A 26,136-nucleotide genomic window follows, 5' to 3' on the forward strand; every position below is an offset into this window, starting at 1 on the left:
ATGTGGCCGGGCATGCGGCCCGCCACCGGGTGGATCGCGTACTTCACGGTCACGCCCTTCTCGGTGAGCAGTTCGGTCAGTTCCTTCAGCGCATGCTGCGCGCGCGCCACGGCCAGGCCGTAGCCGGGGACGATGATCACGGTCTCGGCGTTGCCCATCAGGAAGGCGGCATCGTCGGCCGAGCCGGACTTCACGTTGCGCTGCGCCTGCGCGCCGGCGGACGCGCCAGCCGACGCATCGCCGCCGAAGCCGCCCAGGATCACGTTGAAGAACGAGCGGTTCATCGCCTTGCACATGATGTACGAGAGGATGGCACCGGACGATCCCACCAGCGAGCCGGCGATGATCAGCATCGGGTTGTTCAGCGAGAAGCCGATGCCCGCCGCCGCCCAGCCCGAGTACGAGTTCAGCCACTTCGCTGGCGCGCAAGCCGGCGCCATAGGCGACCGCGAGCGCGGTCTGGTGCTTCAGGTTCCCAGCGGCCGCCAGCAGTCGGCCGACTTCGTCGGGACTGACTACCACGGGCAGGGTGCGTGGAATTCGTACCGGTCGCATCTTGGCCATGCGTTGCGCGTCGCCGAGCGTCACTTCAAAGAAGAACTTCAATCCGGTGATCGCGGCATTGAGCGAAACCGGGGAGATGCCGTGATCGACCAGATGGAGTTGATAGCGCCGTAGGTCCTCAGTGCTAGCCGTGTCGGGAGAGCGGCCGAGAAAGACCGCGAACCGGCGCACGGCACGGATGTATTGGGTCTGGGTCTTATCTCCAAGCTTGCGCATCCGCATGTCTTCGATCATGCGCTGGCGTAGCGGGCTGATGGTAGGCGTCGCGACTGACATGGCTGTGCTCCTGTCGAGGCTCGAGGCGAATTGCCTCGGTCCTCAACATAGGAAACAGCGCTGGCGGTTGAGTCACTTCGCGCTTGACCGGAGGGTTACCGTGTGAGCGGTTTAGTCCGTCGGCCAAAAACGGGCGCTGGCATAGCCCGCGGGCAATGACGTTTGCGTCAAGTATCGGTCATCTCGCTCCGGCGCCGGCGCCGACGCGGCACAGGCGTTGCCGTTGCAGACAAGCACAGTACGACCTACTATGGGGGGGGGCAGCCCGTCGCGGATTCGCCTCGGGCAGGGCCAGTTCACGGCAGGTCGTCCCCGCCAGTCGGGTTCTACGCTTGAGTGAAGTTGATCCTCACGGGAGAAAGAAATGAGAGCGATTATTATCGCGGTAATTGCGGCCTTCGGAGCATCACTAGCACTGCCCGGCTACGCGCAAAAGGCAGTGGATCCGTATACGCAAGGGGCCAAGGGGAAAGCGGATCCATTTACGGACGGTGCGAAATCCGCAAAATTCGACCCATATACGGATGGGGCTAAGGAGTCGACCCGCACCGACTTGGCGCCGACCAAGAAGCCCGACCCGTATACCGACGGCGCGAGGGCTGGCAAAGCTGATCCTTATACCGACGGCGCGAAGGCAGGGAAGGCCGATCCGTTTACTGACGGCGCCAATAGCGGCAGCAAGCAATAGCGGAACGCGTCAACTGCGTGGCCTTCCCGGTCCGCCCGGGAAGATCAGGGAAAGCGGTGGCCCCTCGCACACAGCGGGGGGCTATTTTCGCTTCAGGCGTCACCCCATCCGTTCCGGGCCTTCCGTCGCGTCACGCTACTGAATCGCAGCAGCCGCATCTGGATCGCCGCGTCTGAATCACCACTTCCAAGACGGTCTTGCCACCAACCATCGCGATTACCGCTACGATGCCTTCGGTAAGCCCTTGTCTCGCCATCGAGGGGCGACTCGCTGGGGCGATTGGGCTACGCCGCGTACAAGGCAATGATTCCGCGAAATGCTGGTAATCAGTTCCGCATCCGACACGAGAACAGTCATCTCTCACCGCGCATATAGCGCACGCCTATCAACAGGACAACAGCCGACGCGATCCCTGCTCTTGGCAATAGCTCGAGCGCCACCGTCAGCCCTAACCGATCTGCCAGTGCTCCGGTGACGATGGAACCCGGCGCCAGGCCGAGGACGTTGTAGGCCAGGGCGAGCGTCGCCATGGCGGTGCTGTGAATCGCCTTGGGCGTCAGCCTCGCGACCACAGCAGGCGCAAGCTATATGAAGTCGCCGAACTGCTTGGATTCTCCACCGCTGGCGACTTTTCCCGCTGGTTCCACCGGGAGTTCGGCAAGACCCCATCGGATTGGGTGGCTAACTACAGGCAGAGCATGGCCACAGCCAGGCCCCGGGTGGACCGTGGATGATCGTTTGGGAGGTCCCTGACGCAGGTGTGGCTGCTTCATCGGCCCACGGCTTTCTGCCCGGTTCTCGTACCGACTAGCATCGAACGGCAAGCAAGAGCGCCAACCGCCCATTGCATGGGCGACTTGAAGGCAATTGACGGCGTGTCCCAACATGCTAAGAATTTGGCCCATAGGGCGAATCATGGAGGGGCGACAAAACCTACCATAGCTGCATCCAAGTGGATTTGATCAAGCGCCGTCGATGCGCTGGCGTGCCGAACCACCAAGGCCTGCCAACGACTCGCGCACCGCGGCCCAGACTGAGATTGGAGACAGCTATGACAGCAGCAACTACGGCGCAGAACTGGGCTACACAAGCCTCCCCTACAGCACCAGCCATCATCCGGACATCGGTGCGTCAACATTCGATCAAGGTGGAGCTTTGCACGCCGGCCATCGGCGCTGAACTCAGCAACATCAGCCTGGCCGACGCCGCCCAGGATCCTGACCTCATTGCTGAGATTCGGGCGCTGTGGCTGAAGCACAAGGTGCTGTTCTTCCGCGACCAGGACATTACCCCGCTGGAGCAGCAGGCGTTTGCCGCGCAATTCGCCGAACTCGAAGCGCACCCGCTTGCGCCGAGCCATCCGGAGGCCGACAAGCTTCTGATGCTCTATCGGAATCTGGATCCGAACAAACAGAATTTTGTCGAGAAGGCCAGCCGGGAGAATGTCTGGCATTCGGACGTGACCTACAAGAACGCCCCTCCGCGCGGCGCAGTCTTGCGCCGCGAAATGGGACCGGAAAACGGCGGCGATACGATCTGGTCCAACATGGTAATGGCCTATGAACGCCTTCCCGACGCCATCAAGCAGCGAATTGACGGCCTGTACGCCAAGCACAGCGCCGAACATGTCTTCCTGGCTCAGTATCCGAAGGACGAACGCCACGCCGCCGCAGCAAAGAACCCCGGCAGTGAACATCCGGTCGTCCTGATCCACCCGGAGACCCAGGAAAAGGTTCTGTTTGTCAATTCGGCATTCACGACCCATTTCGTGAACTATTTCAACTTCACGGACATTAGCTACGGCCAGGACTTCATGCCCGAGTCGCACCACCTGCTGTGCTACCTGTGCTCGCAGGCCGCGATTCCGGAGTATCAGGTGCGCCTGAAATGGCGCGACAACACCGTGGCAATGTGGGACAACCTGCTGTGCCAACACTATGCCGTGGCGGACTATGGCAATGCGCCACGCAAGATGCTTCGCGCGACGCTGACAGGCACATCCCTTTCCTGATCCGGACAGTCCGCCGGAAAAACCCCTGAGAAGTCCGCCAGCCAACCCATGGCGGCGGCAAACAGCGCCTCATCCGGAACGATGTCGAGGAAGGATGAGGCTCCTCACCGCACGCGTGTTGCATCACGCGGTGTGTTGAAATGCCGTCTTATTCCAAATCACTGGAGACAGTCAGGCTTTACCAACAAATCGATACTGCAGTCATCGATGGCGAATCGCTGCCGTGGGTTCCGTTCACCCCCTATTCGGACGACGTCCTGCTGAAGTACTTCAAGCTTGACCCGATTCGGGGCGAAATCATCGTGCTGATGAAGGCGCCCAAGAGCATGCAGCTTCCCAAGCACCATTCCGGCACCGTCGTCGTCTACACGCTGGAAGGCCAGTGGAAATACAAGGAGCACGACTGGGTTGCGGGTCCTGGCAGCGTGGTATTCGAGACCGCCGCGTCCTGCCACACGCCCGAAGTCGTCAGCACCGACGATGAAGGCGGCTACGTGGTGACGCTGGTCTCCGTGATGGGTGACCTTGTTTTTGTCGATGAGAACGACAACAAGCGCTGCATATGGAATCCCACGGAAGCTCTTCACAGTATCCCCGATGCCAGAGACCTTCCCACCTTCGGTCGTCGCAACCGTTATTCAGCGGTGATTCTTCCGTCCTTAATCACCTTCGCCCAGGTAGCGAGTTCTTGGGTCACAAACTTATCCAGAGTCGGAGGGTCCATGTAGGCAGCAAAGCCGCCCTGCTCCTCAATCTTTTTCTTGTACTCCGGGCTCTCCACGATTTTCTGAATCGATGTGGAGAGTTTCTTGACGATGTCCGGCGGCGTGCCTGCCGGCGCGAATACCGCAAACCAAGACTCCACGATGTAGCTTGGCAGACCAGCTTCAGCAGAAGTCGGGACGTCAGGCATCGAAGGGTGGCGTTTAGCCCCCGTGTAAGCCAGTGCCTTGATTTTTCCGGCCTTAACCTGTCCGATTACTGACGGCGGTGTCGTCACGAACATATCGACCTGGCCGCCGATGAGGTCGCTGACCACAGGACCAGCCCCCTTGTATGGGACATGGGTTACCGGGACCTGCGCTTGATTGCCGAACATGACGCCCGCAATATGCTGGATGGAGCCATTGCCTGATGACGCAAAGAACAAGCCTTGGTTGTCCTTCTTGCCAAACGCAATCAGGTCTCGCAGGTTCTGAGCGGGAATCTTTCCGTTGACGGCGACGACATGCGGGGCGCGCATCACCAGCGCTACAGACGCGAAGTCCTTAGGCTTCCAGCGCGCCTGGGGAAACAGCGTGGGATTGCCCACGTGATAGCCGGAGTACTGCATGAGGAGCGTGTAACCATCCGGCTTGGCTCTCGCGACAGCTTCTGTGCCAATGTTGCCGCTGGCGCCAGGCCGGTTCTCAATCACGATAGGCTGGCCGAGGTCCTTGGCGAGTTGCTCGCCAATTAGCCGCGCGACGATGTCGGTCGACCCAGCAGGTGCGCTCGGGACAATCATCGTGACCGGCTTGCTAGGGTAGGCGTCAGCTGCAAGCACCGGCCCTGCGGCCGCCAGCACGAGCGCTGTCGCGGAGATCTTCACACTCCATTTCATTCTGCGTCTCCTATTGATATATGTAAGTCGGGAAGGTCCGTCCCATCCCGGCTTCGTTCCGGTGGCCTGTCAGCTCTGGAACAGAGCTTCCATCTCTTTACGAACGCGGTAGGCTGGTTGCTCTGCATCGATGACCACGTCCTCCCACGTGAGGGACTGGTCCTTGGGCACATCCCGCCGCAGTTTCATGTGATGGGCCAGACCCAAGGGCAGACTGCCAACATGGAGCGATTCCTTTGCAGGGAACAGCTTGCCGAAGACCGTGTAACCGCCTTCGCCATCGAGCATCTCCCCTGCCTTCAGGTCCCGCTTTGCCGTGGCAACGACGTCCGCGTTAAAGTGCTGACCCACACCGGTTGACTCCCGACGCAGCCCGACGCTCGCCACAGAGATGCCGAGCTCCAGGCCAATGAGATGCCATTTCTTGTACTGGACCATGCACTGGCCGTTGGGGTCGGTGAAAACCTGGTATTCCTTGAAGCAGCGACGAATGTATTCCGTTGGTGCCTCGACGCAGACCCACACACCCTTACGGATGTCGTACCCTACGGAAGTACCGTCGGTGTTCAGCGACGACACCACATCGACCACACCCTTTTGCGACAGCACGCCGCCATCCGACTTGAGCCGCATGACGGTCGGAATCTGCTCGACGGACGCTGGTGCAAAGGTGATACCCTCGGCCTGCACATGAAGGCCGGTGGCATTTGCAATGGCAGTGCTTTCGATAGCTGGCTTGGAGCCATCGAGGAAGGCATTGAACATTTTCGAATTCATGCCGCCGATGCGTGCCTGGTCGGCCGTAACGCCCCAGTGGTCCCAGACCGTATCGGGCGTCGATTCCCGGAACTTGGGCAGCCACTTGTGCCCGCGCCCCGCGGCGATGATGGGGAACCCGCAAGTGCGAGCCCAATCGACGAGTTCGCAAGCCAAGCCTGGTTGGTCACCATAGGCCAAGGAGTAGACCACTCCAGCCTGACGGGAACGGTGGGCTAGCAGCGGACCGCAGAATGCATCGGCTTCGACCGTGACGTTGATGACATGCTTGCCATGCTTGAACGCGGCGAGGCAGTGGTCGACAGCGGCAATCGGGTTACCCGTGCATTCGATTATGATGTCAACACCCGGATGCGCCACAAGCGCTTCCCAGTCATCGCCGACGTGCGTGGCGCCCGAGGCGACCGCGTCATCCAGGGTCGCTGCTTGCGCACGGCCACGTTCCCAGCCCACGCGTTCGAGGCTGGCATGGGCGTTTGCCGGATTCAGGTCGGCAATACCAACCATGTGCACGCCTGGCGTGCGCGGCACCTGCGCCAGGTACATCGAGCCGAATTTCCCTGCACCAATAAGGCCGACGCGCACGGGGTTTCCCTGCTCGGCGCGCGCGAGCAGCTGAGGATAAAAGTTCATGGTCAATCGAGTAAGGTTGGTGACGAACGGTGTCAGCTGCGAGGCTGGGCGAGGAAGTCGAGGTCACAGCCTTCAGGGGCTTGCGTGACTGTGCGCTGATAGAGTTGCTGATAACCGCCGCGCTTCTGAGGCAGCGGCCTGCGCTCCGTAAGACGGCGTGCAATTTCGTCAGGCTCGACCAGCAAGTCGATTCTCTTTTTAGACACCGACAGGCGAATCCGATCGCCGTTGCGGACCGCTTCCAAGGGGCCGCCGGCCGCCGCCTCCGGAGAGACGTGCAGCACGATGGTGCCGTATGCGGTACCGCTCATGCGGGCATCCGAGATGCGAACCATGTCTTTCACGCCGGCCTTGGCGAGCTTCGACGGAATAGGCAGATAGCCGGCTTCTGGCATACCGGCTGCCAGCGGGCCGGCGTTCTTCAGCACTAGGATGTCATCCGCATTGACGTCCAGGTCGGGCGAATCGACACGGTTGGCCAAGTCTTCCAGGCCTTCGAAGACCACCGCGCGGCCTTCGGTTTCGAACAACGAAGGCGTGGCGGCAGCACGCTTGAAGATTGCGCCGTCCGGTGCCAGGCTGCCGTGCAGGGCAATCAGCCCGCCGACCTCGCTAACCGGCTTGTCAAACGCCCGGACGACTTTGCGGTCCACCCAGCCAACCGGTTCGTCCAGGCGCTCGCGCAGCGTCCTGCCATCCACGGTCAGGCAGTCCAGGTTCAGCAGCGGGCGCAGTTCGCGCAGCACCGCGCCCATGCCGCCTGCGGAATGGAAGTCCTCCATGTACCCATCGCCCACCGGCTTGAGGTCGACCAGCACCGGGGTTTCGTCCGAAATCTCGTTCAGGCGTTGCGGGCTGATACGGATGCCGAGGCGGCCGGCAACGGCCGTGAGGTGGATGATGGCATTGGTGGAACCGCCCAGCGCCATCAGGACGCGGAAGGCGTTTTCGACCGACTGCTCGGTCATGATTTGCGAAGGCAGGATTGGCGAACGCGCCAGTCGCACTGCAGCCCGTCCACTCTCTTCAGCGGCCACCAAACGCTGCGAGTCGACTGCAGGAATCGCCGCGGTGCCTGGCAATGACATGCCGAGCGCTTCCGCAATGCACGCCATCGTACTGGCGGTACCCATGACGGCACAGGTGCCGGCAGTGGTGGCCAGACGTGTTTCGACCATCTGGATTTCTTGCTGGTCAATCTCTGCGGCTCGGAACTTGCCCCAGAAGCGACGGCAATCCGTGCATGCGCCGAGCCGCTCGCCCTTGTGGCGACCCGTTGACATCGGGCCAGTCACCAGTTGGATGGCGGGGCGATTGGCAGAAGCAGCGCCCATCAGCTGAGCCGGCACGGTCTTGTCGCAGCCACCAATCAGGACGACGGCGTCCATCGGTTGGGCGCGCACCATTTCCTCGACGTCCATCGACATCAGGTTGCGGTACACCATGCTGGTCGGGTTGAGGAACACTTCGCCCAGGGACACCGTGGGGAACATGCGCGGCAAGCCACCTGCCGCGAGCACACCGCGCGATACCGCTTCTACGAGTTGTGGCATGTAGCGGTGACAGTTGTTGAAATCGCTGGGCGATGCCGCGATGCCGACAACCGGTTTCGAAAGCAACTCTCCCGAGATACCCATCGAATGCGCCATCGAGCGGCGCAGGTAACGCGCGAAATCCCGGTCGCCGTAGTTTGTCAGGCCATTGTCTAGGCCAAGCGGTTCAGCCATGTTCTTTCTCCATCTGGGGTGCTGCGGCGCTGAACTGCACGGCAAGCATGTCTTCAAAGAAACGCGTCATTGCGCCCTTGTCGCTGGTGCCGTGGCCGGCCAACAGACTCATCTGATATGTGGCGGTAGCGGCGGCAAGCACAGGCATCGGGATGCAATGGCGAGCGCCTAACTCGGCCGCGCTGACCAGGTCCTTGTAGGCCGCCTTGAGCGGATAGCCGTCGCTGAAGTGGCGTGCCAGGATGCGGGGCAGGAAGAATTCCGATGCGTAGCTACGCCCCGTGCCGCTGTTGATGACTGACGCAATCTTCTCGGGGTCCAGCCCCATCTTCCGGGACATGGGAAGAATCTCTGCGAGAGCGGCGCAGTTGATATCGAATAACAACTGGTTCACGAGCTTCGTCAGCTGTCCGCTACCTGCGTCACCCATGTACAGGACGTTGTTGCCCATGCGCTCGAGCCACGGCTTCACCGTTTCAAAGGTCTGTTCCGCCCCGCCGCACATGACAGTCAATGTGCCGGCTTCAGCCCGCGATTGCATTCCCGACACCGGCGCATCGAGGAACACGATGCCGGCAGCAGTAAGACGTGCATGAATATCCATCGTCGCACCGTGCTCCATCGTGCTGGTATCGACAACGATGGAACCCGGACGAAGCAGCGTTGCCAATCCACCGTCGCCAAATAGCACATCCAGCACGGCAGCGGTGCCTGGCAGACTCAGGAACACAATTTTGGCGTCGGCCAGGCCGGCCAGATTGTCGGCTGTCGTAGCGCCAGCTTCCTGCAGCTCCCGATACGGGTCCTGCACTTTTGACGTGACGCGCAGGTCCGTGTCGGCATGAATCAGGTTAAGAGCCATTGGCTTGCCCATCTGGCCGAGGCCAACGAAGCCAACAATGGTGCGCTCGGAATTTGCGGCACTCATGCGTCGGCCCTCTCGGAGATTTCAATCAGATTCAGGTCGGGGTCGCGCAGGTAAATCGAACGCAGGCGGTAGTTCGCGCCGGTACGGGCGACCGGCCCTTCGATAATGCGAGCGCCCCGCGCATTCAGTTTCGCGATGACTTCATCGAGCGGAATCGCCGCGATAAAGCAGAGGTCCAGGGCGCCAGGCACGGGAAGATGGGCCTTCGGCTCGAATTCCTTGCCCTTCACATGCAGATTGATTTTCTGCTCGCCGAACTTGAAGGCTTTGCGGCCTTCTGCGAAGGTCTCGAGGGTCATCCCCAACAGACCGACGTAGAAATCGACACATGCTTCCTCGTTGCTGGTCGTCAAGACCAGATGGTCCAAGTGATGAATCACCAGCGTCTCCTTCTTGCGATTTTGCGATGACCTCGAATGTATGCGCACGAATAGGAGAGGAGGAATTCCTAATTTCGCATGGAGCCTTCGCATTTTGCGAAGCCGGTCGCTTGCCAGACTGATAAAGTGCCTACATGCCACAGAACCTCATCAATCCCGCTCGCGTCGATTTCGTCACTCTGCGTTTGTTCTGTGCCGTGGCACAGACCGGCAGCATCACCAAGGGTGCCGAGCGGTGTAACTTGGCGCTATCGGCCGCAAGCAGGCGGATTTCGGACTTCGAAACCGCCTCTAACGCAGTCCTGATGGAGCGGAATGCCCACGGCATTCGGCTGACGCCCGCTGGTCACGTTGCGCTTCAGCACGCGATGCGTCTTTTTCAGGGATTCGAGCTTTTCAGTAATGAGCTCAGCGAGTACTCAAGCGGTTCTCGGGGACACGTTCGGCTTTGGGCGAACATGTCCGCCCTGGTCGAATTTCTTCCATCTGCACTAGAAAGCTTTTTGCACCTTTACCCCGACACCCGTGTCGAGGTCGAAGAGCAACTCAGCGGTGACATCGTCCGTGCAATCGTGGAAGGACTGGCAGACGTAGGCATCTTCGTCGAGGGTCCACCAACGCACGGTCTGAACGTCATCCCCTATCAAACTGACCGGCTCGTTGTACTTTGCTCGAAGACGCACCCGTTGGCGGGGGTGGACGAAATCGACTTCCGAAGCTGTCTTTCCTATGACTTCGTGGGCCTGAATCGAGGCAGTTCGCTGCTTAACACCATCTCTAGCGCGGCACATGACATTGGCTTTCCGTTGCGGCTGCGCATCCAGGTTCGAAGCTTTGACGCCATGTCCGAAATGATTGCTTCTAATCTGGGGATAGGTGTACTTCCGCTCGGCGCATGCTTTCGAAAGCTCGAGCCGTGGGGTCTGAAAGCCGTTCGGCTTGTAGATGACTGGGCAGAGCGGAGGCTGCTTATCGCCACGAGCGCCTCCCGCGCTCTGTCCGGTTCAGCTGCCCTTCTTGTCGAGCATCTGAGTAAGACGCCTGACTGAATTGCTGCCGTCCGATAGGCCACTCTGCAAGATCAACGGCTTACATGCTCGGAATCTGCACGTGTTAGAGCGCATCATCCGTATTAGGGCGCGTTGCACATCAACCCATAACAGGCTAGGCCTCCCAAACAGCACCAGCCTCAACCGAAGGATGGAACGATGACGAAATACCTTATCTCCTTTCCTGGAAGGGCGATGCAAGTCCCCGCCGAGGACTTTGCCGCCGTGGGCGAAGCTGCGCACGAGGTCATACGCGAGGCGAAGGCTGCAGGCGTGTACGTGTTCGGTGGTGGTATCAACGAGGATGTCGCACCACTCATGGTCGCCTCAGACGGCACGGTCACAAACGAAACCTATCCCCAGACGAAGGAGTTCGACGGTGGCTTCTGTGTCCTGCAGCTCCCGTCGCGCGAAGCCGCCATCCTGTGGGCTGCAAAGATCGCCAAAGCCTGCCGCTGCTCGCAGGAACTCCGCGAGTTTGGGTATGACCCCGAGAGCTGACGGGCAGGGCCCGTACCCACTGCGAGCGAAGACACTCTCCCGCATCTACTTTCCTCATCGCCATGAACTTCAGTCAGGCAATAGCCGAGTCCGGTTGCAGAGCTGCCGCCGGAAGCCGCTTTCCGTTGAACCCAAAGGAAGCTTGCGAATCGTCTGATCGTCATCCCCAACTGAAAAGGGAAAACTAAGGCCATCACCGAGACAACGGTGATCGGGCGTCGAAACCCGCTTTCACCAACGGATGGTCGCTCAGGCGACCATCCTCAAACGCACGCGCGCGTCGCTTCACAATGGCGGGCCGGGCGGGGCAGCCAATCAGGCTGGCCGGTGTTCGTTGGTGAGCCGGTATTTCGACCCCCGCTGTCAGGCCCGCCACCCCTCAAGCAATTGCATCAGGCGGGTCTCCTAACCTTCTTCAGGAGAACGCAATGCAAGAGAAAGCCCGTCAACAGCGCGAAGCCATTATCGTCGGCATTCCGGCAGAAACACTTGAATCGCTCGACCGGATCAAGGCCGGCCTGGGTAGCGTCCTGTCGCTGCTGGAAGTGGAAAGCGAGCGCTTGCAGGCATGCCACGGCGTACACTGCCTGCTGGCAATGATCAAAACGCAACTTGATCTGATGGCAGAGGAGTTGTGTCCCGTGGCGTGAGTCGTCATCACCCTCGGCCATCCGCCTCTGGCTGCGCCGCAGACCCGTCTTCGCGCAGCCAGACGATGAACTCGGCACCCTGCCCCACCGTGCTTTCCACCGTAATGCGGCCACCATAGCGCTCTACCAGCGCATAGCTGATGGACAGGCCGAGGCCGGTCCCCATCTGCTTCTTGGTGGTGAAAAACGGATTGAACAGGTTGGGCAGGTCTTCCTCGCGGATGCCGCGGCCCGTGTCGCGCACATGCAGCGTCACGCCGTGCCCTTCCCAGTCGCGCGTGGCCAGCGTAAGGATGCCGCCCTCCGGCATGGCGTGGATGGCATTGGTCACCAGGTTGACGATGACCTGCTGCAGTTCGCTGCGGCTGATGCGCACGCGGCGTGTGGCCTGGCAGGCCAGTTCGACCCGGATGGCCGCGTCCTTCAGCATATGCCGGACCAGGTCCACGCAGCCGGCCGCGACCTCGCCCACATCCAGGCGCTCGGTATTGCCGGCGTAGGCCTCCGGCCGGACAAACTGCAGCAGCCGGTTGGTCAGCAGGTAGATGCGTCGCACCTGCTCGTCGATCAGCCGCAATTCATGCCGGACCGGCTCCGCGGCCGGGCCGAGAATATCGCGGGCCACGTCCAGGTTGCCCTGGATCACCGCAATCGGATTGTTGATCTCATGGGCCACGCCCGCGGTAAGCTGCCCCGCGAGCGCAAGCTTTTCCGAGGTAATCAGCTGCTGCCGGGTCGCGCGCAGCACCGCGTTCGCATCCTCGAGCTCGCGGGTCCGCTCGGCGACCTTGCGGTCTAGCGAGTCCGCCCAGTCCCTGAGCTCGGCATTGCGCTGCTGCACGTCCGACAGCAACCGGTCGAACTGGCCGGCGAGCTGGCCCAGTTCATCCTCGCTGCGCACCGGGCCGACGCGCGCGTTGTCGTTGCCGGCCTCGAGCGCGCGCATGGTGCCGACCATCTGCGTCATCGGCGTGAACACGCGCCTGGCCCACAGCAGCGAGAATAACGCTCCCGCCACGGCCAGCAGCAGGAACAGGCCCACCAGCACGCCCAGCGCGAGGTCCTTGGCCTGGCTGATCGGCCTGGCCAGGTAGCCCACGTAGAGCATGCCGATGCGCTGGCCGCGGCTGTCCACGATAGGCTCATAGGCGCTCATGTACCGGTCGTTGACCACGAAGGCCAGGTCCAGCCATTTTTCGCCACGCGTGAGCACCTTGTCCCGCACCTCGCGGGAGACGCGCGTGCCCAGGGCCCGCTCGCCATGGAACAGCCGCACATTGGTGGCAATGCGCGTGTCGTCCAGGAACAGGGTCGCCGTGCCCTGGCTGCCACGGGGCAGGGATTCCGGCTGGTAGACCAGTGCGTTGATCGCGTCGATAAAGCCGAGGTTGTGGTTCAGCAGCGTACCGCCGTGCAGGATCGCCACCAGCTTGCCCGCCGCATCGAACACCGGCGCCGCCGCGTGCACCACCATGCCACGGGATTCCATGGTCCTGTCGGTCGGCGCCGCATTGGCGGTGGCGCGCAGCGTTACCTGGGCGCGCCTGGCAAGGTCGCCGGAGACGGCAGCCAGCTGCGCGGCGGACCAGGCGTCGGTGGCGGCATCCGGGCGGCCGGCCGCGGCGCTTTCCACCACGCGCCAGCCGGCGTAGTCCATACCCGCCGCACCCGCCGGCGCAGCGGCAAGCAGCCGCCCTTTGGGATCGAGCAGTTGCAGGAAGTCGAGGCCGTGCGTACGCCGCGCGTCGGCCAGGATGGCGGGCATGGCGCTGCCGCGGCCAAGACCGTCCACCAGGGCATAGGATCTGGCCTCCTGCAGGACGCGGTCTTTCATGCCGCCGACCATGTGCTCGAAGTACTCGTGGGCGACCAGCAGGTCGCTGTTGACCTTGTAGGCCAGCAAGGCCTGGAACGTGCGATTGCCCCACAGCGCCATCAGCAGCAGCAGCGCCACCAGCGCCACCAGCAGGGGCGCGACCACGATGGACACCAGCTTGGCGCGCAGCGAGGCGCGATAGCGGCGCAGCAGCATTGAGGGCGCTGAGGGCGTTGAGGGCTTCAAGCGCGCAGGCCCCACTGCAGGCATTTGCGGTCCAGCGTGCGGCGCGAGATGCCGAGCCGGCGCGCGGCTTCCACGCGATTGCCGCCCTCCGCCGCCAGCACCTGCAGGATGTGCCGGCGCTCGACGGCTTCGAGCAGGGTGGCGTCGTCGGCGGCTGCGTCATGCGTCGGCGGCGTATCCGCGTCACGCGGCTCGGCGGCATGGGCCAGCAGTTCGACCGGGTACTCGCCCAGGATCAGCGCCCGCTCCACCAGGTTGCGCAGCTCGCGCGCATTGCCTGGCCAGTCATAGGCCTTGAGCAGGCACACCAGCGACGGCGACAGCGGCACCGGCGGCAGCCCCAGCTGCGCCGACAGCTGCTCGGAGAAATGCTCGGCCAGCGGCACCACGTCTTCCGGCCGCGTGCGCAGCGGCGGGATGGTCACGGCGACCACGTCGAGCCGGTAGAACAGGTCCTGGCGGAAGCGCCCCGCGGCGACTTCGTTGGCCAGGTTGCGGTTGCAGGCGGCAACGATGCGCACGTCCACCGCGATCTCGCGCTCGGTGCCGAGCGGGCGGATGCGCCGGTCCTCGATGACGCGCAGCAGCTTGGCCTGCATCGCCAGCGGCAGTTCCGAGATCTCGTCCAGGAACAGCGTGCCGCCATCGGCATAGAGGAACAGCCCGTGGCGCGCGCCGGCCGCGCCGGTGAAAGCGCCCTTGGCGTGGCCGAACAGCTCGCTTTCGATGATCTCGGGCGCCATCGCGCCGCAGTTCAGCGGCACGAACTGGCCCTGGCGGCCGCTGAGCCGGTGCAGCTCGCGCGCCACCACTTCCTTGCCGGTGCCGGACTCGCCCGTCACCAGCACCGTGGACGGCATCGGTGCGACCCGCGCGACCAGCGCCATCAGCTTCTTCATGGCTTCGGACTCGCCGATGAAGTCCTTGTGGATGGTGTACTTGTCCAGCTCGCGGCGCAGCAGGTAGTTCTCGCGCGCGAGCCGGGCCTGGTTGAAGCAGCGCCGGATGGCGTTGAGCACCTGGTCGACGCGGAACGGCTTGACGATGAAGTCCGCCGCGCCGGAGCGCAGCGCGGCAATGGCCGTGTCCATGTCGGCGAAGGCCGTCATCAGGATGACGTCGGCGGGATTGCCGGCTGCGCGCAATGCCTGGAGCCACTCCATGCCGCTGGCGCCGGGCAGCGCCACGTCCAGCAGGATCAGGTCCACATGGCGCTGCTCCAGCAGCGCGGCGCCCGCTTCGGCGCTGTCGGCCGTAAGCACGCTGCCCACCTTGCCTTCCAGCGCCCGCGACAGGAACGAACGCATGCCGGCCTCGTCGTCCACCACCAGGATCGTGCGGCGCTGCCAGTTATCGGCTTCGGCGGCGTTGCTTTGTCGTTCGCTCATCACTTTGGTTGTTGCGGTGCAGGCGGAGAGTCTAGCGACTGTGCCCGATCCGCCTGTATTGGGGTTAAACCGACCCGACCGTGCGCGGCGGCGGCCGTGGATGGACATTTTGACCCGCACGCCGGGCCCGTGCCCGGACATTTTGTCCAATGGCCCGCCCTTCCGGAAGGCCGCTTGCCGCAACCCATTGATGGCAAACGGTATCGGCCACCGGCACAGCTCTTGCTGAACGACGCGCCTCAGCCCGGCGCACCCGCGCAACAAGAGGCTGCCACTTCCAGGTAGGAGACAACTTCATGTCCTATTCCGCGCAAGCGCAAACACCCGCCAAGCAGGAGCAACACCGTTCCGGGCCATCGCAAGGACCATCGCCATCGCGGCCAGCATCGCGGCCATCGCCCTTCTCCAAGGAAGCGATCATCGCCCGGCCGGGCTTCAACCGCTGGATGGTGCCGCCCGCCGCGCTGGCGGTGCACCTGTGCATCGGCCAGGCCTACGCGTTCTCGGTCTTCAACGAACCGCTGACACGGATCATCGGCGTCACGAGCGCGGCGCCGGGCGACTGGCAGTTGACCACGCTGGGCTGGGTGTTCTCGCTGGCGATCTTCTTCCTTGGCATCTCGGCCGCGTTCGCGGGCAAGTGGCTGGAGAAGGTCGGGCCGCGCCGCACCATGTTCACGGCCGCATGCTGCTTCGGCGGCGGCTTCCTGGTGTCGGCGGCGGGAATCTGGCTGCACCAGATCTGGATGCTGTACCTGGGCTACGGCGTGCTGGGCGGGATCGGGCTCGGGCTTGGCTACGTGTCGCCGGTGTCCACGCTGATCCGCTGGTTCCCCGACCGCCGCGGCATGGCCACCGGGATGGCGATCATGGGCTTCGGCGGCGGCGCGATGATCGGCGCGCCGCTGTCGGTCGCGCTGATGAACCACTTCAAAAGCGCCACCAGCGCGGGCGTGGCCGAGACCTTCCTGGTCATGGGCGTGATCTATTTCATCTCGATGTCGCTTGGCGCGCTGGCGATCCGCATCCCGGCCCCGGGCTGGGCGCCTGCCGGCTTTGTGCCCAAGGCCAAGGCGAGCAAGATGGTCACGCACGCCAACGTGCATATCGACCAGGCGCTGAAGACGCCGCAGTTCTACCTGCTATGGCTGATCCTGTTCCTGAACATCACGGCAGGCATCGGCGTGCTGGGCCAGGCAGCGGTGATGATCCAGGAAACCTTCAAGGGCACCATCACCGCCGCGGCCGCGGCCGGCTTCGTCGGCCTGCTCAGCATCGGCAACATGACGGGACGCTTCCTGTGGAGCTCCGCCAGCGACTACTTCGGCCGCAAGCTGACCTACGCCATCTTCTTCGCCTTCGGGGCCGCGCTCTACCTGGCCGTGCCGGCGATCGGCGCGGCCGGCAACGTGGCGCTGTTCGTGGCCTGCTATTTCCTGATCCTGACCATGTACGGCGGCGGCTTCAGCACCATTCCGGCGTACCTGGCCGACATGTTCGGTACCGCGTACGTGGGCGGCATCCATGGCCGCCTGCTGACCGCATGGGCCGCCGCCGGCATTGCCGGACCGGCGCTGGTGAACTACATCCGCGAGTACAAGCTGGCGCTGGGCGTGCCCAGGTCAGAGGTCTACGTCGACACCCTGCACATCATGGCGGGACTGCTGGTGGTGGGCTTCGCCTGCAACCTGCTGATCCGGCCGGTGCATGCGCGGCACCACCTGCGCGAAGCGGCCAGCGCGGCCTGACTGGGCCTGCCATCAAGAACACAGGAGACAAACCATGGAAAACGGCCGCACTTTCGGCAAGACACTGCTGCTGCTCGCGTTCTGGACCTATGTGCTGATCCCGCTGGGCGCGGGCATCTGGTCGACCCTCGGCAAGGCCATGACGCTGTTCAGCTGAGCAACCGCGCAGGCTGTCCGCTGCAGCACGCTCCGTGCTTGCGGCGGCGCCCGATGCGATTGCCCCTGGCTCCGGGCCCGTCGATGCCGCGGGATCCATCCCGGCCTGTGATCCCGCGCAACGGCGCTATCTGTACTGGTGGCGCCCACGCGCCTGGCCAGCGTCGCCCCGGCCCGAACAACTGAGCTTGAACGGTTCCCCCAGAACTGTATCCCTGGCGGGCAGGCTGTCACCCGTACCCTTGTCCGTAATGTCGCGGTACGGCCCATCTGCCGGCGGCGCCCCCCACGGAGAGCACCTCAATGCACGGACTCACAGCCCTGGACCTTGCCCGAATCCAGTTCGGGTTCACGGTTTCCTTCCACATCTTATTTCCCGCCATCACTATCGGGCTGGCCTGCTTCCTGGCATTCCTGGAAGCGCGCTGGCTGCAGACCCGGGACACCGTCTACCGGACCCTGTACCAGTTCTGGATCAAGATCTTCTCGCTGAACTTCGGCATGGGGGTCGTCTCCGGCCTGGTCATGGCCTATGAGTTCGGCACCAACTGGTCGGGCTTCTCGCAGTTTGCCGGGGGCGTCACCGGCCCGCTGCTGACCTACGAGGTGCTGACCGCCTTCTTCCTGGAGGCGGGCTTCCTTGGCGTGATGCTGTTCGGCTGGAACCGCGTCGGGCCGGGGCTCCATTTCTTCTCGACGGTGATGGTAGCGCTCGGCACCATGATTTCCTCCACCTGGATCCTGGCGTCCAACAGCTGGATGCACACGCCCGCCGGCTACGTCATCGTTGCCGGCAAGGTGGTGCCGACCGACTGGCTGGAGGTGATCTTCAACCCGTCGTTCCCCTACCGCCTCGCCCATATGGTCATCGCCGCGCTGCTGTCCACGGCGCTGTTCGTGGCGGCGTCGTCGGCCTGGCAGCTGCTGCACGGGCGCGCCGTGCCCGCCGCGCGCAAGATGCTGTCGCTGGCGATGTGGATGGTGCTGGTCACCGCGCCGATCCAGGCGATGGTGGGCGACGCCCACGGCCTGAACACGCTGGAGCACCAGCCCGCCAAGATCGCGGCGCTGGAGGGGCACTGGAACACGGCCGCGAAGGATGACAAGAACGGCTTCCCGCTGATCGTGTTCGGCATCCCCGACATGGAGCGCGAGGAAACCCGCTACGCCATCGAGATTCCGCGCCTGGGCAGCCTGATCCTGACGCACACCCTTGACGGGCAGATTCGCGGCCTGAAGGACTTCCCCACGGAAGACCGCCCCAACGCCACCGTGCTGTTCTTTACCTTCCGCACCATGGTGGGCCTTGGCGTGGCGATGATCGGCTTCGGCCTGCTGGGATGGATACTGCGCCGCAACGGCGCGCTGTACCGGTCCAGGGCGTTCCTGCGCCTGGCCGTGGCGATGGGCCCCACCGGCCTGATCGCGCTGCTGGCCGGCTGGATGACCACGGAGATCGGGCGCCAGCCGTGGGCGGTGTACGGGTTGCTGCGTACCCGGGACGCCGTGTCGGCGCATGCGGCCGGCCCGGTGGCGCTGTCGCTGGCGCTGTTCGTGGTGGTCTATTTCGTCTGCTTCGGCGTCGGCATCCGCTACATGCTCAAGCTGGCCAGCGCCGGCCCCGCCCCTGACGCACATCCGCATGAGGCACCGTCCTACGGCCCCGGCAGCGTCGTTCCCGCCGCCATCGCCGCGGCTTCCGAACCCCACGCGATGGCCCGCCACGGCCGCCGCGATTCCTGAACCCTGAACAGGTGATCGACATGGGTATCAACCTTCCCGTTATCTGGGCCGCCCTGATCTTCTTCGGCGTGATGATGTACGTCGTCATGGACGGCTTCGATCTTGGCATCGGCATCCTCTTCCCCTTCGTCGGCGACCGCCATGACCGCGACGTGATGATGAACACCGTGGCGCCGGTCTGGGACGGCAACGAGACCTGGCTGGTGCTGGGCGGCGCGGCGCTGCTGTGCGCCTTCCCGCTGGCCTACTCGGTGCTGCTGACCGCGTTCTACCTGCCGCTGATGTTCATGCTGCTGGGACTGATCTTCCGTGGCGTGGCCTTCGAATTCCGCTTCAAGGCCAGCGACCGCAGCCGCCCGTACTGGGATGCCGCCTTCACGTGGGGCTCGGTGGTGGCCGCGTTCTTCCAGGGCGTGACGCTGGGCGCCTATATCGATGGCATTGCCATGGATGTCACCACCTATGCCGGCGGCGCGCTGGACTGGCTGGCGCCGTTCCCGATCTTCGCGGGCGTGGGCGTGGTGATCACGTACGCCTTCCTGGGCGTTACCTGGCTGATCATGAAGACCGAGGGCCGGCTGCAATGGACCATGCTGCGCGTGACCAACGTGCTGACGGGCGTGATGGTGGCCATGATCGCGGCGGTGAGCGTGTGGACGCCGCTGACGCATCCGGGCATTGCCGAGCGCTGGTTCGCGCTGCCCAACCTGTTCTTCTTCCTGCCGGTGCCGCTGCTGGTGCTGGTCGCGGCCGCCGGCATCTACCGCTCGCTGCACCAGCGGCCGAACGTGGCGCCGTTCCTGTACGCGCTGCTGATGATCTTCATGGGCTATACCGGGCTGGCCATCAGCATCTGGCCCAATATCATCCCGCCGTCGATCTCGATCTTCGATGCGTCGTCGGCCCCGCAAAGCCAGGGCTTTGCGCTGGTCGGCACGCTGTTCATCGTGCCGATCATCCTGGCCTACACGTCCTGGTCCTACTATGTGTTCCGCGGCAAAGTCAAGCGCGGGGAGGGATACCACTGATGGCCAGGCTCATGCGTTCGGGGCTCGCGTCGCGGCTGGGCTGGCTGCTGGCCCTGTGGCTGGCGGGCGTCGGCACGGTCTTCGTGTGCGCCAGCCTGATGCGGCTGCTGATGCGGGCGGTCGGGTTGTCGAGTTGAAGCATGGCCTCGTCCAACCCGCTTCCCCGGGCCACCCTGCCCGGCCACGATGCCCCAGATGCCACCAGGACGCACGGCTGGCTCCGTGCGCTCGCGGCAGCATACCCGGATTACGCGCCATGGCTGCATTCGCTGAAGGTGTTCGGCGCGGCCATGCTGGCGCTCGGCGTGGCGCTGGCGCTCGGCCTGCCGCGGCCGTACTGGGCCATGGCCACGGTGTACCTGGTATCCAGCCCGCTGGCCGGCGCCACCCACGCCAAGGGCACCTACCGCATCCTCGGCACGCTGCTGGGCGCGGTGTCCGCAGTGGTGCTGGTGCCGCTGCTGGTCGACGAGCCCGTGCTGCTGATGGCCGCGATCGCGTGCTGGACCGGCGCCCTGCTCTACCTGTCCCTGCTGGAGCCGGCGCCGCGCAACTACATCTGCCTGCTGGCCGCCTACACGCTGCCGATCGTGGCGCTGCCCACGGTCACGCATCCGGCGGCCGTGTTCGGCATGGGCCTTGCCCGTATCGAGGAGATCGTGATCGGCATCGCCTGCGCCAGCGTGGTCAGCGCGGTGGTCTTTCCCGTGCGCACCACCCCGGCGCTGGCTGCGCGCGCGTCCGCCTGGCTGGACCATGCCTCGCGCTGGATCCGCGACATCATGGCCACCGGCGCCACCGGTGCCAGCGCGGGCCAGCGCCACGACAGCTTCAGCCTGCTGGCCGCCGATATCCTGGCCATGGAGACGCAGCTCGCCCAGCTCAGATATGAGACCGACGGTGCGCCGGCACTGCGGCACGCGCGCGCCCTGCACCAGCGCATGACGGCCCTGCTGCCGCTGGTGCTGGCGCTTGCCGATGCCGCCGGCGCCTTGCGGCGCCACCCGGCGGGCATGCCTGACGCGGTGGCGCAACGGCTGCGCGCCACCCTGGCATGGATCGCCGGCGAGCGGGGCGCGAGCCTCCCGGTGCCTTCCTGGCTACCCTCGGGCACTGCACCGGCACCATCCGCGGACTGGCATGCGCGCCTGGTCGCGGCCACCAGTACCTACCTCGATGAGCTGGCCGACCTGTGGCAAGACTGCCGCCTGCTGCAGGCAAGCCTGCGCCAGCATGGCAGCGACCCGGCGACGCTGCGCTATCGGGTCGAGCCCGCCGGACGGGCGCGCCACCACGATCACGCGCAACTGCTGTTCCGCGCCGCCACCGCCGGCTCGGCCACCTTAATGGCGGGCTTGCTGTGGATGGCCTCGGGCTGGGTCGACGGCGCCGTCCCGGTCGGGCTGGCCGCGCTTGCCAGCTGCTTTATTGCGAGCACCGCGGAGCCGCGCCTGGTGGCCGGCCGCGTGATCGCGTGGAGCATCGCCTGCGCGCTGCTGTCCTGGTACTACCAGTTCGTGGTGCTGGTGCTGGCGCATGACTTCGGCTCGCTGGTGGCGCTGCTGTTCGTTCCGTACCTGTTCATCGGCGCGATGACGACGCAGCCGCGCAATGCGCTGTTCGGGGTGCTGCTGGCGGTCACCGCGGCGTCGTTCCCCGGGCCGCAGCACCTCGGTGCAGCCAGCTTCGCCGGCATCTTCAACAGCAGCCTGGCAAGCCTGGCGGCGCTGGTGTTCGCCGCGTTGTGGGCCGTGCTGATGCAGCCCTTCGGCCAGCAGCTGGTGGCCTACCGGCTGGCCAGGGCCAACTGGAACGAGATCGCGCTGGCCGCGCATCCGCGCGCGGCGGTCAACAGCGCGCGGCTGCGCGGCCGCATGCTGGACCGGCTGCTGCGCCAGTGGCCGCCGCTGACGCGCCGCAACAACGCCAGCACCAGGCCGGCCGGCCTTGCCGCAGCCGACTTCCTGGTGGAAGCCGCCGTGCTGGCGCTGCGGCGCGCCTGTGCCGATGGCCCGGCCGAGCGCCGCCGCGCCGTGGAACACGTGCTGGCAGGGGTGGCGCGGCATTACCGGCAGTGCGCGCGCATCGGCCATGCCGGCACGCCTGCTGTGGCACTGGCCGCGCGGATCGACGCGGCCGCCGCGGCGCTGGCCACGAATTTCCACGCCAGCCCCCGCGCCGCGCTGGCGGCGCTGGCCACCCTGCGGCTGGCGCTGTATACGGACCGCACGGACCGCGCGGACCACGGACGCCATCATGCACGCCACTGAGTTCGACCTGTACGGCGTCTTCGTGCCGGCCACCGTGGTGTGGATGCTGGCGGCGTTCGCCATCACCGCCGGCGTGCGCGCCGTGCTCGGCCGGATCGGCTTCTACCGCATCGTGTGGCACCGGTCCCTGTTCAACTTCTCGCTTTATATCCTCGTGCTGGGCGCGATCGTCGCGCTCGCCTGGCAGGCTCCATCATGAATCGCAAGCTTTCGCTGCTCGGCCCCTACGCGGTGACCCTGGCGGCCGTGGTCGCGGCGGCACTGACCGCCTGGCATCTGTGGCAGTACTACACCGAAGCACCGTGGACGCGCGACGGCCATGTGCGCGCGGACGTGATCCAGGTCGCGCCCGATGTCTCCGGCCTGGTCACGGCCGTGATGGTCGATGGCAATGCCTGGGTGCGGCGCGGCCAGGTGCTGTTCGTGGTGGACGAGGCGCGCTTCAGCCTGGCGTTGCGAGTGGCGCAGGCCGAGGCCGCCTCGGCACGCGCGGCGCTGGCCCTGGCGCGCCGCGATCCCGCCGCGGCGGACAGCGCGCAGGGGCGCGTCGCCACGGCCGATGCCGCGGTGGACGTGGCCAGCCTGAACCTTGCCCGCTGCCGCGTAACCAGCCCCGTGGACGGCTATGTCAGCGACCGCCTGCCGCGCGCTGGGGATTTTGCCAGCCGCGGCCGCCCGGCGCTGTCGGTGGTGGCGAGCGGCACCCAGTTCGTCGAAGGGTATTTCGAGGAAACCAAGCTGCCCGCGATCCGGGTCGGCAGTGCCGCGGAGGTACATATCATGGGCCTGCCCACGCCGCTGCGCGGCCGGGTGCAGAGCATTGCCCCCGGCATCGAAGACCAGGACCGCAGCAGCGGGCCGAACATGCTCCCCAGCGTCAACCCGACCTTCAACTGGGTGCGGCTGGCACAGCGCATCCCGGTGCGCATCGCGCTGGACAAGGTGCCGCCTGGAGTACGCCTGATCGCCGGCCAGACCGCCACGGTGCGCATCCGCGACGCGCACGAATAAGCGCCAACTGTTCTGCTGCGGGCCGGCCCGAAGTGTGCGTCTGCCGGGCCGCGAGCCGTCCTTACCATGGACGGCATGCCCCACCCCATTGCCCCCGGGAGAGCCGCCATGCAAGCCGCGCCTGTGCAGACCCAGCACGCTACCCAAGCCAACCCCGCCACCCTGGCCACCATCGCGCCGGACCAGGCCTGCCGCGACCTGCTTGGCCGGCCCTTGCGCGACTTGCGGCTCTCCGTGATCGACCAGTGCAACTTTCGCTGCACGTATTGCATGCCGAAGGAGCGCTTCGGGCCCGACTATCCGTTCCTGACGGCGCAGCAACGGTTGAGCGATGCCGAGCTGCTGCGCATCGTCCGCGCCTTCGTCGGGCTCGGTGTCGAGAAGGTGCGGCTGACCGGCGGCGAGCCGCTGCTGCGCAAGGGGATCGAAGCGCTGGTGGAAGCGATTGCGTCGTTGCGCACCCCCGGCGGCAAGCCGGTCGAGGTGGCCATGACCACCAACGGCAGCCTGCTGGCGCGCAAGGCCCGCGCGCTGCGCGACGCCGGCCTGGGCCGCGTCACGGTCAGCCTGGACAGCCTGGACGACGGCGTGTTCCGCGCCATGAACGACGTCGGTTTCCCGGTGGCACGGGTGCTGGAAGGCATCGATGCCGCGTGCGCCGCCGGGCTGGCTCCGGTCAAGGTCAACTGCGTGGTCGAGCGCGGCACCAACGACGCGCAGGTGTTGCCCCTGGTCGAGCACTTCCGTGGCAGCGGCGTCACGCTGCGCTTTATCGAATATATGGACGTGGAGGGCCCGCGCGGCTGGTCGCAGTCGCGCGTGATGCCTTCCGCCGAGATCCGCGCCATGGTCGAGCGCACGCATGCGCTGCTGCCGGTCGCGCGGCGGGATGCGGAAACGGCCAGCAACTACATGCTGGCCGATGGCAGCCTGAAACTGGGCTTTATCTCCAGCGTATCGCACCCGTTCTGCGGCGATTGCACCCGCGCACGCGTTTCGGTCGATGGCCGCCTGCACCTGTGCCTGTTCGCCACCAGTTCCGTCGACCTGCGTCCGCACCTGTCGGCCACTCGCCCGGGTGCAGCACTCGCCGATGCCATCAGCCAGGCATGGCAGGCGCGCGGCGACCGCTACTCCGAACTGCGCGGCGAATTGCGCGCGGAACGGCTTGCCAGCGGCAAGCATCAATACCCCACCGTACGCATGTCGCTGGTGGGCGGCTGAGCCGTTCAGTCATTCTGCGGGAACGCCTGCGCGGCAAGCTCCGCCCCGGCCTGCGTCAGGCTGGCGTGGCCGTGGCCCGCCTCGTCGATCGCAAAATCGGCCAGCCCCGCGGACTGCAGCTGCGTCAGCACGCGCCGCAGCACGCTCATCGGCAGTTGCGCCCGCTTGGCGATCTTCGCGAGCGACCAGGGCGCCGTGGCAGCGTCGCGCGGGGCCTGGTTCAGCACCTGCAACGCGGCGAGGATGGCGGGATCGATGTCATGGTCCGGCATGGCCCGGCTTCTCCTGTTCGTGCTGCCGGCTGCGCGCCAGCAGGTGCTGCGCGATCTTGCCCAGCGTCTGCACCGCGGACTCGATGCCGGGCGACCATTCGGCGCTGTAGTTCAGCCGGATGCAGTTGGCGTAGGTGGCCCCTGGCGCGAACATATGGCCCGGCGCGACCGTGATGCGGTGTTCCAGCGCCGCGTGGTACATCTCCATGGCGTCGATGCCTTCCGGCAGCTGCACCCACAGCACGTAGCCGCCCGCGGGCCGCGACGTGGTCGTCCCTTCGGGAAAGAAGCGGCGCACCGCCGCCGCCATGATGCTGGCCTGCTGCGCATAGGCCTTGCGCACGCGCCGCAGGTGGAAGTCGTAGCCGTCGTTCTTCAGGAACTCGGCGATCGCCAGCTGCGGGATCGCCGGCGTGGTCAGCGTATTGAGGAACTTGAGCCGCTCCACCGCTTCGCGGTAGCGGCCCGGCAGCGCCCAGCCGATGCGGTAGGCATTGGTCAGCGTCTTGGAGAACGAGGCGCAATGCAGCACAATGCCGGCCTTGTCGTGGGCCTTGAGCGAGCTGGGATGGGCTTCGCCGTAATAGAGCTCGCCGTAGACGTCGTTCTCGATCACGGGGATGTCCTTCTCGGTCAGCATCGCCACCAGGCTGCGCTTCCTGTCGTCGGGCATGTGGAAGCCGAGCGGGTTCTGGAAGTTCGGCATCACCATGCACGCCTTCACGCCTTTCTCGTCGATCAGCCGGGCCAGTGCCTCCTGGTCGATGCCTTCCACGGGATCGGTCGCGACCTCTATGGCGCGCATGCCCAGGCGCTCGATCGCGTGCAGCATGGCATAGTAGGTCGGTGACTCGACCGCGATGGTGTCGCCCGGCTTTGCCACCGCCTGCAGGCACAGGTTGATGGCTTCGGTGGCGCCGATGGTGACGATCACTTCATTGGGGTCGATGGCCTGGCCGTTCTCCAGGTAGCGGCGCGAGATCTGCCGGATCAGCTCGGGGCTGCCCGGAGGCAAGTCGTCGAGCAGCGTCCACTTGGCATAGCGGCGCGCGATGTTGTTGGCGTACTGGTTGATGCGCTGCCACGGGAACAGCGACGGATCCGGATAAGGCGAGCCCAGCGGCACGGCCTCGTCCGAGCGGATCGAGCGCAGCGTGGAAAGCACCAGCGCGCTGACGTCGACCGCCGAAGGCTTGGCGCTGGGCCGGGACGTACGCAGCTCGATCGCCGGCTCGCCCGGGCGTGCGCGGACGAAGTAGCCGGACTGCGGCCGGCTTTCGATCACGCCGCGGCTCTCCAGCAGCACATAGGCGCGGATCACCGTAGTGATGCTCATGCGGTGGTGCTGGCTGGCCTGCCGCACCGACGGAATGCGCTCGCCCGGCAGCAGCACGCCCTGCTGCACCAGCGCCTCGATATCCGCAGCCAGTTTTTCATATAGTGTCAC

Annotated in this window: 25 protein-coding genes and 2 pseudogenes; 15 read left to right on the forward strand and 12 right to left on the reverse strand. The window is 65.0% G+C overall.

Annotated features, from left to right (window positions below):
• Positions 1-410, reverse strand: a pseudogene (locus tag IPF36_RS08615) (NAD(P)(+) transhydrogenase (Re/Si-specific) subunit beta); the annotation flags it as partial.
• 1 nt (position 411) lies between these two features.
• A pseudogene (locus tag IPF36_RS08620) lies at positions 412-840 on the reverse strand (tyrosine-type recombinase/integrase); the annotation flags it as partial.
• A gap of 364 nt (positions 841-1,204) precedes the next feature.
• Between IPF36_RS08620 and IPF36_RS08625 the strand changes: the two are divergent.
• A complete protein-coding gene (locus tag IPF36_RS08625; RefSeq protein ID WP_195427781.1) occupies positions 1,205-1,528 on the forward strand; it encodes a hypothetical protein in 324 nt (107 codons plus the stop codon).
• A gap of 353 nt (positions 1,529-1,881) precedes the next feature.
• Here IPF36_RS08625 and IPF36_RS08630 read toward each other — a convergent pair whose 3' ends face one another.
• On the reverse strand, positions 1,882-2,058 hold the full coding sequence (locus tag IPF36_RS08630; RefSeq protein ID WP_255519716.1) for a hypothetical protein: 177 nt from the start codon (positions 2,056-2,058) through the stop codon (positions 1,882-1,884).
• 521 nt (positions 2,059-2,579) lie between these two features.
• On the opposite strand from IPF36_RS08630, the gene IPF36_RS08640 reads away from it, so the two are divergent.
• Together IPF36_RS08640 and IPF36_RS08645 are read left to right on the forward strand one after the other, a co-directional pair.
• A complete protein-coding gene (locus IPF36_RS08640) occupies positions 2,580-3,539 on the forward strand; it encodes a TauD/TfdA family dioxygenase (RefSeq protein WP_195427782.1) in 960 nt (319 codons plus the stop codon).
• Positions 3,540-3,679: 140 nt separating this feature from the next.
• Complete coding sequence (locus IPF36_RS08645; RefSeq protein WP_255519717.1) at positions 3,680-4,267, forward strand: 2,4'-dihydroxyacetophenone dioxygenase family protein; 588 nt, start codon at positions 3,680-3,682, stop codon at positions 4,265-4,267.
• Here the strand turns inward: IPF36_RS08645 and IPF36_RS08650 are convergent.
• The 5 genes from IPF36_RS08650 to IPF36_RS08670 form a co-directional block, all read right to left on the reverse strand.
• Positions 4,174-5,142 carry a tripartite tricarboxylate transporter substrate binding protein gene (locus tag IPF36_RS08650; RefSeq protein WP_195427783.1) on the reverse strand — a complete coding sequence of 323 codons (969 nt, stop codon included), beginning with the start codon at positions 5,140-5,142 and terminating at the stop codon, positions 4,174-4,176. The genes IPF36_RS08645 and IPF36_RS08650 overlap by 94 nt on opposite strands.
• Before the next feature lie 69 nt (positions 5,143-5,211).
• Complete coding sequence (locus tag IPF36_RS08655) at positions 5,212-6,552, reverse strand: NAD(P)H-dependent oxidoreductase (protein WP_195427784.1); 1,341 nt, start codon at positions 6,550-6,552, stop codon at positions 5,212-5,214.
• Positions 6,553-6,584: 32 nt separating this feature from the next.
• Positions 6,585-8,279: an IlvD/Edd family dehydratase gene (locus IPF36_RS08660; protein WP_195427785.1), complete on the reverse strand. Its 1,695-nt coding sequence runs from the start codon at positions 8,277-8,279 to the stop codon at positions 6,585-6,587.
• Positions 8,272-9,207: an NAD(P)-dependent oxidoreductase gene (locus IPF36_RS08665; protein WP_135702780.1), complete on the reverse strand. Its 936-nt coding sequence runs from the start codon at positions 9,205-9,207 to the stop codon at positions 8,272-8,274. The genes IPF36_RS08660 and IPF36_RS08665 overlap by 8 nt, the downstream gene beginning before the upstream one ends.
• The gene (locus IPF36_RS08670; protein WP_135702781.1) at positions 9,204-9,587 is read right to left on the reverse strand and encodes a VOC family protein; all 384 of its coding nucleotides are present in this window, start codon (positions 9,585-9,587) and stop codon (positions 9,204-9,206) included. Before IPF36_RS08670 ends, IPF36_RS08665 begins: the two co-directional genes overlap by 4 nt.
• Positions 9,588-9,721: 134 nt before the next feature.
• Here IPF36_RS08670 and IPF36_RS08675 point away from each other — a divergent pair, with 134 nt between their 5' ends.
• From IPF36_RS08675 to IPF36_RS08685, 3 genes are all read left to right on the forward strand, one after another.
• Positions 9,722-10,636: a LysR substrate-binding domain-containing protein gene (locus IPF36_RS08675; protein ID WP_195427786.1), complete on the forward strand. Its 915-nt coding sequence runs from the start codon at positions 9,722-9,724 to the stop codon at positions 10,634-10,636.
• Between the two features lie 159 nt (positions 10,637-10,795).
• Complete coding sequence (locus tag IPF36_RS08680; protein WP_167884539.1) at positions 10,796-11,137, forward strand: YciI family protein; 342 nt, start codon at positions 10,796-10,798, stop codon at positions 11,135-11,137.
• A gap of 428 nt (positions 11,138-11,565) precedes the next feature.
• Entirely contained in the window at positions 11,566-11,787 is a 222-nt protein-coding gene (locus IPF36_RS08685; RefSeq protein ID WP_135702783.1) for a DUF1484 family protein, read from the forward strand.
• Positions 11,788-11,794: 7 nt separating this feature from the next.
• On the opposite strand, the gene IPF36_RS08690 is transcribed toward IPF36_RS08685, so the two are convergent.
• Positions 11,795-13,819, reverse strand: coding sequence for a cache domain-containing protein (locus IPF36_RS08690; protein WP_255519719.1), 2,025 nt, complete (start codon positions 13,817-13,819; stop codon positions 11,795-11,797).
• A 26-nt stretch (positions 13,820-13,845) separates the two neighbouring features.
• On the reverse strand, positions 13,846-15,237 hold the full coding sequence (locus IPF36_RS08695; RefSeq protein WP_135702785.1) for a sigma-54 dependent transcriptional regulator: 1,392 nt from the start codon (positions 15,235-15,237) through the stop codon (positions 13,846-13,848).
• A gap of 296 nt (positions 15,238-15,533) precedes the next feature.
• Between IPF36_RS08695 and IPF36_RS08700 the strand changes: the two genes are divergently transcribed.
• The 9 genes from IPF36_RS08700 to moaA all read left to right on the forward strand — a co-directional run bounded on the left by IPF36_RS08700 (position 15,534) and on the right by moaA (position 24,417).
• The gene (locus tag IPF36_RS08700) at positions 15,534-16,985 is read left to right on the forward strand and encodes an OFA family MFS transporter (protein ID WP_135702786.1); all 1,452 of its coding nucleotides are present in this window, start codon (positions 15,534-15,536) and stop codon (positions 16,983-16,985) included.
• A 34-nt stretch (positions 16,986-17,019) separates the two neighbouring features.
• Positions 17,020-17,142 (forward strand): oxalate:formate antiporter, encoded by a 123-nt coding sequence (locus tag IPF36_RS34375; RefSeq protein ID WP_198065771.1) that lies wholly within the window; start codon positions 17,020-17,022, stop codon positions 17,140-17,142.
• 302 nt (positions 17,143-17,444) lie between these two features.
• The gene (locus IPF36_RS08705) at positions 17,445-18,884 is read left to right on the forward strand and encodes a cytochrome ubiquinol oxidase subunit I (RefSeq protein WP_195427788.1); all 1,440 of its coding nucleotides are present in this window, start codon (positions 17,445-17,447) and stop codon (positions 18,882-18,884) included.
• A 20-nt stretch (positions 18,885-18,904) separates the two neighbouring features.
• Entirely contained in the window at positions 18,905-19,912 is a 1,008-nt protein-coding gene (gene cydB / locus IPF36_RS08710; protein ID WP_195427789.1) for a cytochrome d ubiquinol oxidase subunit II, read from the forward strand.
• The gene (locus IPF36_RS08715) at positions 19,912-20,049 is read left to right on the forward strand and encodes a DUF2474 family protein (RefSeq protein ID WP_195427790.1); all 138 of its coding nucleotides are present in this window, start codon (positions 19,912-19,914) and stop codon (positions 20,047-20,049) included. Before cydB ends, IPF36_RS08715 begins: the two co-directional genes overlap by 1 nt.
• Before the next feature lie 3 nt (positions 20,050-20,052).
• Positions 20,053-22,182: an FUSC family protein gene (locus IPF36_RS08720; RefSeq protein ID WP_195427791.1), complete on the forward strand. Its 2,130-nt coding sequence runs from the start codon at positions 20,053-20,055 to the stop codon at positions 22,180-22,182.
• Entirely contained in the window at positions 22,169-22,381 is a 213-nt protein-coding gene (locus IPF36_RS08725) for a DUF1656 domain-containing protein (protein ID WP_135702791.1), read from the forward strand. Before IPF36_RS08720 ends, IPF36_RS08725 begins: the two co-directional genes overlap by 14 nt.
• Positions 22,378-23,193 carry an HlyD family secretion protein gene (locus tag IPF36_RS08730; protein ID WP_135702792.1) on the forward strand — a complete coding sequence of 272 codons (816 nt, stop codon included), beginning with the start codon at positions 22,378-22,380 and terminating at the stop codon, positions 23,191-23,193. Before IPF36_RS08725 ends, IPF36_RS08730 begins: the two co-directional genes overlap by 4 nt.
• Positions 23,194-23,301: 108 nt before the next feature.
• Positions 23,302-24,417: a GTP 3',8-cyclase MoaA gene (moaA, locus tag IPF36_RS08735; RefSeq protein WP_195427792.1), complete on the forward strand. Its 1,116-nt coding sequence runs from the start codon at positions 23,302-23,304 to the stop codon at positions 24,415-24,417.
• Positions 24,418-24,422: 5 nt separating this feature from the next.
• On the opposite strand, the gene IPF36_RS08740 is transcribed toward moaA, so the two are convergent.
• On the reverse strand, positions 24,423-24,689 hold the full coding sequence (locus IPF36_RS08740) for an Rrf2 family transcriptional regulator (RefSeq protein ID WP_133094567.1): 267 nt from the start codon (positions 24,687-24,689) through the stop codon (positions 24,423-24,425).
• Positions 24,676-26,136: a PLP-dependent aminotransferase family protein gene (locus IPF36_RS08745; RefSeq protein WP_133094566.1), complete on the reverse strand. Its 1,461-nt coding sequence runs from the start codon at positions 26,134-26,136 to the stop codon at positions 24,676-24,678. The genes IPF36_RS08740 and IPF36_RS08745 overlap by 14 nt, the downstream gene beginning before the upstream one ends.

This window comes from Cupriavidus sp. IK-TO18, from assembly GCF_015549295.1.
GTDB classification, from domain to species: domain Bacteria; phylum Pseudomonadota; class Gammaproteobacteria; order Burkholderiales; family Burkholderiaceae; genus Cupriavidus; species Cupriavidus oxalaticus_A.